This is a genomic window from Streptomyces sp. M2CJ-2 (genome assembly GCF_016757295.1).
Classification (GTDB): domain Bacteria; phylum Actinomycetota; class Actinomycetes; order Streptomycetales; family Streptomycetaceae; genus Streptomyces.
This window is the reverse complement of the sequence record NZ_JAESIF010000046.1, coordinates 47,700-55,149: the sequence shown is the minus strand read 5'-3', so window position 1 is coordinate 55,149 and position 7,450 is coordinate 47,700. Positions and strand designations below refer to the sequence as shown.

Below are 7,450 nucleotides of genomic sequence, written 5' to 3'. Positions count from 1 at the left end.
CCACACCTACAAGGCCACCATCAGCATCGACATCTTGACGTCGGCTCCCGGACCGTAAACTTCACGGCCTTGGGCTTTTGGCCCGGACGCGCGCCTACGGCTGATCGGGGCGGTCGCGCTTCATACCGAGCCGATCCTCGGCCTGCCGCTGCCCGGCGTCGATCTGCTCCTCGTACTTTCCGCCGGTCCGCTCGTTGAGCTTCTTCTCGGCGGCGTCGGAGGCTTTCCTGGCCTTCTCCTGTGCCGACTTGTTGCTCTTGAACCTGTCGAAGATGCCCATCCGGAGCTCCTTCCGAGGTGACTCAGCATCGACCCTACGCGCGACATGCGAGGAATGCTCCTTTTGTATCGATGTGGTCTGGACCTCTCCCTGGCTACGGTGGACCGGGCGCGATACCGGCCCCTCGCGGGCGGGTAAGAAGAACGTGCAGCACAGAGGAGCAAGGGAGGGGTGCCGTGACGCGGTACTCGACGTGGGACGGGGCGCGACGTGCGGGGCGGGGCGGCGGGCGAATACGCCGCGGCGGCGGACCGGGGCTTTTGCGCCGCACGGGGACCGCGGTGTCGGCGCTGGCCGCCGTGGCGCTCCTCGCCGGCTGCGAGGGTGTGGCGGACACCGGTTCCCCCGCCGGGGACAGCCCGGCGGCAGCGGACGGACACGCCGTCAGCCCCCTGGACAACCCGGACGGCACCGAGCCGGGCCTCGCGCCGCTGACCGGGGAGGCGGACCGGGCGGCGGCCGTCGGCCTCATCGAGAAGGTGACCACCAAGGGCCGCGGACCGAAGACGGGTTACGACCGGGACGAGTTCGGCTACGCCTGGAAGGACACCGCCGACGGCGTCCCCCTCGCGCGCAACGGCTGCGACACCCGGAACGACCTCCTCCAGCGCGACGGTCAGGAGGTGCGCTTCCGGTCCGGTTCCACCTGTGTGGTGGTGGCCATGACCCTGGCCGACCCGTACACCGGCAAGACCATCGAGTGGCGCAAGGAGAACGCCTCCGAGGTCCAGATAGACCACGTGGTCCCGCTCTCCTACAGCTGGCAGATGGGCGCCTCCCGCTGGTCGAAGGGGAAACGGGAGCAACTGGCGAACGACACCCTCAACCTCATCCCGGTCGAGGGCCGCGCCAACTCCGCCAAGAGCGACTCCGGACCCGCCGCATGGCTCCCGCCGAGCAAGCCCGTACGGTGCGCGTACGCGGTCCGCTTCGCGCAGGTCGCCGTCAAGTACGAGATGCCGGTGACCACGGCCGACAAGCGCATGATGCTGGAGCAGTGCGGCGGCTGACCGCCGCCGCGTGAGGGGCGGCGAAGCGATCGGTACGACAACGGTTCGGTACAACCCGGACCGGTTGTCCCCGGTGGCCTATACGCTCGGACTTCCACCCGAGTTCCGCCCCGCGCGGACTCACCCCCGTCCCATCGGCCAAACCGGTCCAGGAGCAGTCATGTACGGCCACGGCGTGGCACCGCCCACCCGCAGCACGGCAACGGTCATCACCCTGCGCGTGCTGTTCGTCGCCGCCGGTTTCCTGTCCTGCGGGCTGCTGGCCTGCGCGCCGCTGTTCCGGGTCGCGCTCCTGCGGGGACGCGCCGCCGACTGGGTGGCGGCCTGGGCGAGCCTGCCCGTGTCCATCTCCCTGCTGATGGTGATCGGTTCGCTGCCGGAGACGGACACCCGTACCGACGTCGCCCTGGCCGGGCTCCTGCTCCTCGGCACCGGCGCCGCCGCGTACTACCTGACCGTGGACATCCGCTTCCACCACAGGCTGCGCCAGTACGGGGTGCACGGCCCGCCGTCGCCCCACGCCACGACGATGCACGCGTCGGGCACCGGTGCCCCCTCCCCGTACGGCTACCCGCAGCCCGCCTCGCCGTACGCGCCCACACCCGTACCGCGGCCCCAGGCGCAGATGCCCGGGCCGTCCGCACCGCATCCCACGCCCGGACCGCACCACCCCGCGCCGTCCACCCCCGTGCCCCCGGTGCCGCAGCAGCGTCCCGGGCAGCCGGCCCGTATCGACCAGGTGCGCGCCGAACTCGACGAGCTCAGCGACTACCTGCGCAGGAGCGACGGGCACGAGGGCGGCGACCAGGGTCACGGCCACGGCCACGGTGGACGGTGAGTGTGACGGCGGGGCGTGTCATCGCCGGCCGCTATGAACTGTCCACGCTCATCGGGCAGGGCGGCATGGGGCAGGTCTGGACGGCCTACGACAAGCGGCTGGACCGGCGGGTGGCGGTGAAACTGCTGCGCCCGGACAAGGTGGCCGGGCAGGAGGCCGAGGAACTGCGCCGCCGTTTCGTGCGCGAGTGCCGGGTGACCGCCCAGGTCGACCACCCGGGCCTGGTCACCGTGCACGACGCGGGCAGCGCGGGCGAGGAACTGTTCCTCGTCATGCAGTACGTCGACGGCGCCGACCTCGGCGACCACCTCGCCGAGCACAACCCGTACCCGTGGCAGTGGGCGGTGGCGGTGGCCGCGCAGCTGTGTGCCGCGCTGAGCGCGGTGCACGCCGTGCCGATCGTCCACCGCGACCTCAAGCCGCGCAACGTGATGGTGAAGCAGGACGGCACGGTCACCGTGCTCGACCTGGGGGTCGCCTCCGTGATGGACAGCGACACCACCCGCCTGACCCACACCGGTTCGCCCATCGGCTCACCCGCCTACATGGCCCCCGAGCAGGCGATGGGCGGCGCGGTCGGCCCCTACACGGACCTGTACGCACTCGGTGTGCTGCTGCACGAACTGCTCAGCGGCGACGTGCCCTTCGCGGGCTCGACAGCGCTCGGCGTGCTGCACCGGCACCTCTACGAGGCGCCGCGGCCGGTGCGCCAGATCCGCCAGGAGGTCCCCGAGGCCCTGGAGGCGCTGGTGCTGCGCCTGCTCGCCAAGGACCCGCAGCACCGCCCCGCCTCCGCCCAGGAGGTCTACGAGCACCTGACGCTGCTGCTGCCGTCGCGGGGCACGCCCACCGGGGCGCCCCTCGACCCCACACGCCCCTTCCTGCGCCCGCACGCCCCCTGGCCGGACCTCGCGCGCACACCCGCGCCCCAACCCGCCCCCGCCACACCGCCCGCACCCGTCGCGGAGAAGGCCGATGTCGCCGCCGCCGTGGACGAGGTCAAGCGGCTGCTCGGCGAGGGCCGTATCACCCAGGCCGTGGACATCCTCGGCAGGATCCTGCCGGTCGCCGCGGAACAGCACGGCGAGCGCTCCCCGGTCGTGCGCACCCTGCGCAAGCAGTACGCGGCCACCCTCCTGGACGACGGCCAGTACCGGCGCGCGCTGCCCGAACTGCGCCGCCTCGCCTCCGAACGCGCCGCCGAGGCGGGCCAGGCCGACCCGGAGTCCCTGCGCCACCGCTACGAGGCCGCCCAGTGCCTGGAGCAGCTCGGCGACCCGGTGGCGGCGCTCGCCGAGTACCGGGCACTGCTGCCGTACTACGAGAACCGGTACGTGGCCGCGGGCGACCCGCAGCTCGCCCATGACGTCCGCCGCCGCATCGGCCACCTCCTGCTCGCCCTCGGCGACCGCCCCGCCGCGCACGAGACCCTGGTCCGGCTGCTGCACGACGTGGAGCGCGCCCAGGGCCCCGGCCACCCGCTCGCCGCCGACATCCGCCGCACGCTGGGCTGGTTGGGACAGATGCGCGGATGACCTGACCGCAGCGGAGACAAGCCCCGGCCCCAGCTCGCCCGAGCCACCGGCGACGACCGGCTGGCGCCGGGCTGATCAGTCTTGGAATCCGGCGAGGTCGGTCCCCGTCGGGCAGTCCTCGCCCTTGAGGGCTTGGACGAAGGTGTTGAAGGCGCCGGCTGGGAAGGTGAGGGTGGCCCTGGACGGGGCCTTTGAGTCGCGGACGGCTATGTGGGTGGGGGAGTTCGCTATCTCGACACACTCGTTGCCGTCACCCGGGCCCGAGTAGGACGACTTCCGCCAGGTGTCCATGGGGTTCCTCACAACTCCTTCGCCAGCCTGTGGACGAATTCACGCGACTGTTCGGGTTCGAGTGACGCGGCCTCCACCTTACGGAAACTCGTTCGGTAGGTGTTGAGCTGAGCCTCGGAATCGATGAAGGCCGAGCCGTGCAGCGCGTCGCGGACCACGGTGTCGAGCTTGGGCAGGGGGCCGCCCACGTACGTCATCGTGCTTGAGGCGCTGGCGAAGCCGTCCAGGTCGAAGGGGATGACGCGCACGGTGATGTGGTCCGCTTCGGAGAGTTCGAGTAGCCGGGTGAGCTGGGCCCTTGAGGTGGCACGGTCGCTGACTCTGATCCGGAGTGCCGCCTCATGGATCACCGCTTCGTACGGGATGGTGAACTCCTGGCGCTCCCTCCGGTGCTGGATGCGCAACTCGACTTCCTCGGGGGTCAGTTCCGGCAGCCTGGACGAGAAGACGGCACGCGCGTAGTCCTCCGTCTGCAGCAGGCCCGGTACGTACAGGACCGCCACATGGCGCAGGAACCGCGCGTGGTGCTCCAGTTCGGACAAGTCCAGGAATGACGTGGGGAGGCGACCCCGGTACTCCTCCCACCAGCCGCGCGTCCGGTCGGTGGCCATCGTCACCAGGGCGTCGATGAACTCCTTGTCGGTGCAGGCGTAGTGGGAGGCGAGGCGACGGAGGCGCTGCTCGCTCACGCCCGCGAGCGCGGACTCGATGTGGGTGATCTGGGCGGGGCTCACGCCGAGCAGCCCGGCTGCCTGGCGGGAGTTGAGGCCCGCGGTCTCACGGAGTCTGCGCAGTTCGGTTGCCAGTCGCATCTGGCGTGCCGTTGGTTCGCGCCTCTTCACCATGGTCCGGCTCCCTGACGTGCTTGTGGACGCGACTCGTTCGGCGTCAGATTACGCGACCGGCTTGCCGCGTCCCTAGATTTAGATCTACCGTCAGTGACGCGACGCACACGCTGCGGCATTCCGGGACCCTGGGAGTGCACCGCTCCGTCCTGCCATGACGGCTGCGGCGATGCCACCGCCCGCACACCGCTGTAGAACCCGACCCCTCCCCCGACGACAGGAGCTGACCCATGTCCGGAACCGGCACCACGGCCGACCCCTGGGAGTACTGCCTCTACATCCCCAACGATCCCCGCGCCGTCACGATCAGCCGCCGGACCCTCCGCCTGATCCTCACCATGCACGGCCTGATCCGTCTCGTCGACATCGCCGAACTGCTCGCCACCGAGCTGGTTTCCAACGCCGTGCGGCACACCAAGGGACCCGCCGCCCTGCGGGTGCGGTGGGCGGCGGGGGTGTTGCGGATCGGAGCGTGGGACGCGGACCCCGCGCCGCCGGAGCCGCCGGTGCCGTTGGAGCGGGTCGTGGACCTGGAGGAGGGGCGCGGGCTGGCGTTGGTCAAGGCCTACGCGGATCTGTGGGGGTGGCAGCCGCTGGCGAGGGAGGGCAACCGGGGCAAGGTCGTCTGGTGTGAGCTGGCCGCCGCCTGACCGGTGGGTCGGTGTGTCACCGGCAGCGCCGCCACGGATCGCGGGCCGCCCCGCCCGGCGGGCGCGGGGCGGCGGTGCCCGAAGTCGCGGTGAATCGTTGGTCGAATGGGTTGGCCAGAGCCCGGCCGCTGCCTACTATCGATCACCGCAGGACTTTGTGCACCGCCGCACAAGCTCTCCTCAGGAGGTTTCCTTGCACCGCCGTCGTCGCACCGCGCTCCTCCTCACCGCCGCCCTCATGGCGACGGCCCCCCTGCTCACCGCCTGCGGGAACGACGCGCATCCCGGCGCGGCGGCCGTCGTGGGCGGCCAGCGGATCACGGTGTCGCAGCTGGAGAACCGGGTCGGCGAGATCCGCGCGGCCCAGCAGGAGGCGGTGCCGGAGGCCCAGTACGAACAGGCCATCGCCCGCACCGGCAGCCTCACCCGCGACACCCTGCACGGCATGGTCCTGGACCGTGTGCTGGAGCGCGCCGCGCGCGACGCCGGGGTGACCGTCACCCCCAAGGAGGTCCAGGGGATGCGGGCCGGCCTGGAGCAGCAGGCAGGCGGAGCCGAGGCGCTGGAGACGGCCTGGCTGCAGCAGTACGGCATCCCGCCGCGGCGCCTCGACGACAACCTCCGCCTCCAGGTCCAGGCGCAGAAGCTCGCCCAGCGGCTCGGCACCGACACCAGCCGGCCCGAGTTCTGGCAGGCCCTGTCCGAGGCGAGCAGGAAGCTCGACGTCGACCTCAACCCGCGCTACGGCACCTGGGACGATGAGAAGAGCAGCCGCGTCGACGCCAGGACCCCGTGGGTCCGGGACGTCACGGTGGACGGAGTCCAGCCGATCGCCTGAGGCGGCAGGCCTACTGTCACACCGCGTCGGCCCCCTGTGGACAACTTTCGGGGGCCGGCGGCACCGTGGGTTAGTTTCGGATCGTGAACGCAACCAGTCCCGCAGCCCCCTCCGCCGCACCGTCCGGCCGCGTCGTCCTGCTCACCACCAGCCACCGTGTCGCGCCCGGCCTGCTGTCCTGGCCCGCCTGGCAGGCCCTGCACGCGGCCGACCGGGTGCTGTGCGCGGACGGCGCCCATCCGCAGCTGCCGTATCTGCGGGAGGCGGGCATAGCCGTCGAGGAGGCGGCACCGGCCGCCCAGGACCTGGTCGATGCCTGCGCCGGCGGGCGGACCGTGGTCGTCGTGGCGACGGGCGAGGGCGAACCCGCCCTGACCGACGGCCTGGCCCGTCTCGCGGGCACCGGCCGCGTGCGGATGCCGGAGCTGGAACTGCTCCCCGCCTCCTACGACCTGCCGGGCGCCCGCCTGCTCGACCTCGTCCAGGTCATGGACCGCATCCGCGCCGAGTGCCCCTGGTCCTCACTGCAGACCCACAAGGGCCTGGCCAAGTACGGCATCGAGGAGGCGTACGAACTCGTCGAGGCGATCGAGGAGGGCGACCGGGACGAACTGCGCGAGGAACTGGGCGACGTCCTCCTCCAGGTCGTCTTCCACGCCCGGATCGCCGAGGAGCATCCGGAGGAGCCCTTCTCCGTCGACGACGTGGCCGGCGGCATCGTCGCCAAGCTCATCCACCGCCACCCCCATGTCTTCGGCGACGAGACGGCGACCACTCCCGAGGAGGTCAAGGCGCACTGGCTGCGGACCAAGGCCGTCGAGAAGCAGCGCACCTCGGTCACCGAGGGCATCCCCATGGGCCAGCCCGGCCTGGCCCTCGCCGCCAAACTGGCCTCCCGCGTCCGCACCGCGGGCCTCGACGTCCCCCTGCCCCGGGTCGAGGGCATCGGCTACGAGCTGCTCGCCCTGGCGGTACGGGCCGAGGCGGAGGGCGTCGACCCGGAGGCGGCCCTGCGCGCGGCGGCCCGCGCGTACCGGGACGCGATACGGGCCGCGGAAGGAACCGGCGAGGAGACGGGCGGCAAGTGACGAGGAAGTAAGGGGGCAAGGGGGGTAAGGGGAGTAAAGGGAGGGCCTTCGAGGAGGAGGGGACAGATACGGTCG

The 7,450-nt window shown here is 71.7% G+C and carries 9 protein-coding genes; 6 read left to right on the top strand and 3 right to left on the bottom strand.

All coding sequences use genetic code 11. From position 1 onward, the window contains the following. Positions 1–94 precede the first annotated feature (94 nt). A complete protein-coding gene (locus tag JL475_RS27520) occupies positions 95–280 on the bottom strand; it encodes an antitoxin (RefSeq protein WP_202280654.1) in 186 nt (61 codons plus the stop codon). 260 nt (positions 281–540) lie between these two features. Here JL475_RS27520 and JL475_RS27515 point away from each other — a divergent pair, with 260 nt between their 5' ends. The 3 genes from JL475_RS27515 (at position 541) to JL475_RS27505 (ending at position 3,663) form a co-directional block, all read left to right on the top strand. Continuing rightward, positions 541–1,290: an HNH endonuclease family protein gene (locus tag JL475_RS27515; protein ID WP_202280659.1), complete on the top strand. Its 750-nt coding sequence runs from the start codon at positions 541–543 to the stop codon at positions 1,288–1,290. A gap of 160 nt (positions 1,291–1,450) precedes the next feature. Further along, a complete protein-coding gene (locus JL475_RS27510; RefSeq protein ID WP_202280653.1) occupies positions 1,451–2,128 on the top strand; it encodes a hypothetical protein in 678 nt (225 codons plus the stop codon). Positions 2,129–2,166: 38 nt separating this feature from the next. Continuing rightward, positions 2,167–3,663: a serine/threonine-protein kinase gene (locus JL475_RS27505; RefSeq protein ID WP_272932977.1), complete on the top strand. Its 1,497-nt coding sequence runs from the start codon at positions 2,167–2,169 to the stop codon at positions 3,661–3,663. Between the two features lie 75 nt (positions 3,664–3,738). Here the strand turns inward: JL475_RS27505 and JL475_RS27500 are convergent, their stop codons facing one another. Together JL475_RS27500 and JL475_RS27495 are read right to left on the bottom strand one after the other, a co-directional pair. After that, complete coding sequence (locus JL475_RS27500; protein WP_202280651.1) at positions 3,739–3,954, bottom strand: DUF397 domain-containing protein; 216 nt, start codon at positions 3,952–3,954, stop codon at positions 3,739–3,741. An 8-nt stretch (positions 3,955–3,962) separates the two neighbouring features. Next, entirely contained in the window at positions 3,963–4,799 is an 837-nt protein-coding gene (locus JL475_RS27495) for a helix-turn-helix transcriptional regulator (protein WP_202280650.1), read from the bottom strand. A gap of 230 nt (positions 4,800–5,029) precedes the next feature. Here JL475_RS27495 and JL475_RS27490 point away from each other — a divergent pair, with 230 nt between their 5' ends. The 3 genes from JL475_RS27490 to JL475_RS27480 all read left to right on the top strand — a co-directional run bounded on the left by JL475_RS27490 (position 5,030) and on the right by JL475_RS27480 (position 7,375). After that, positions 5,030–5,449, top strand: a complete 420-nt coding sequence (locus JL475_RS27490) for an ATP-binding protein (protein ID WP_202280649.1) — start codon at positions 5,030–5,032, stop codon at positions 5,447–5,449. A 193-nt stretch (positions 5,450–5,642) separates the two neighbouring features. After that, entirely contained in the window at positions 5,643–6,287 is a 645-nt protein-coding gene (locus JL475_RS27485; protein WP_202280648.1) for a SurA N-terminal domain-containing protein, read from the top strand. A gap of 83 nt (positions 6,288–6,370) precedes the next feature. Further along, on the top strand, positions 6,371–7,375 hold the full coding sequence (locus JL475_RS27480; protein WP_202280647.1) for a nucleoside triphosphate pyrophosphohydrolase: 1,005 nt from the start codon (positions 6,371–6,373) through the stop codon (positions 7,373–7,375). The last annotated feature ends 75 nt before the right edge of the window (positions 7,376–7,450 follow it).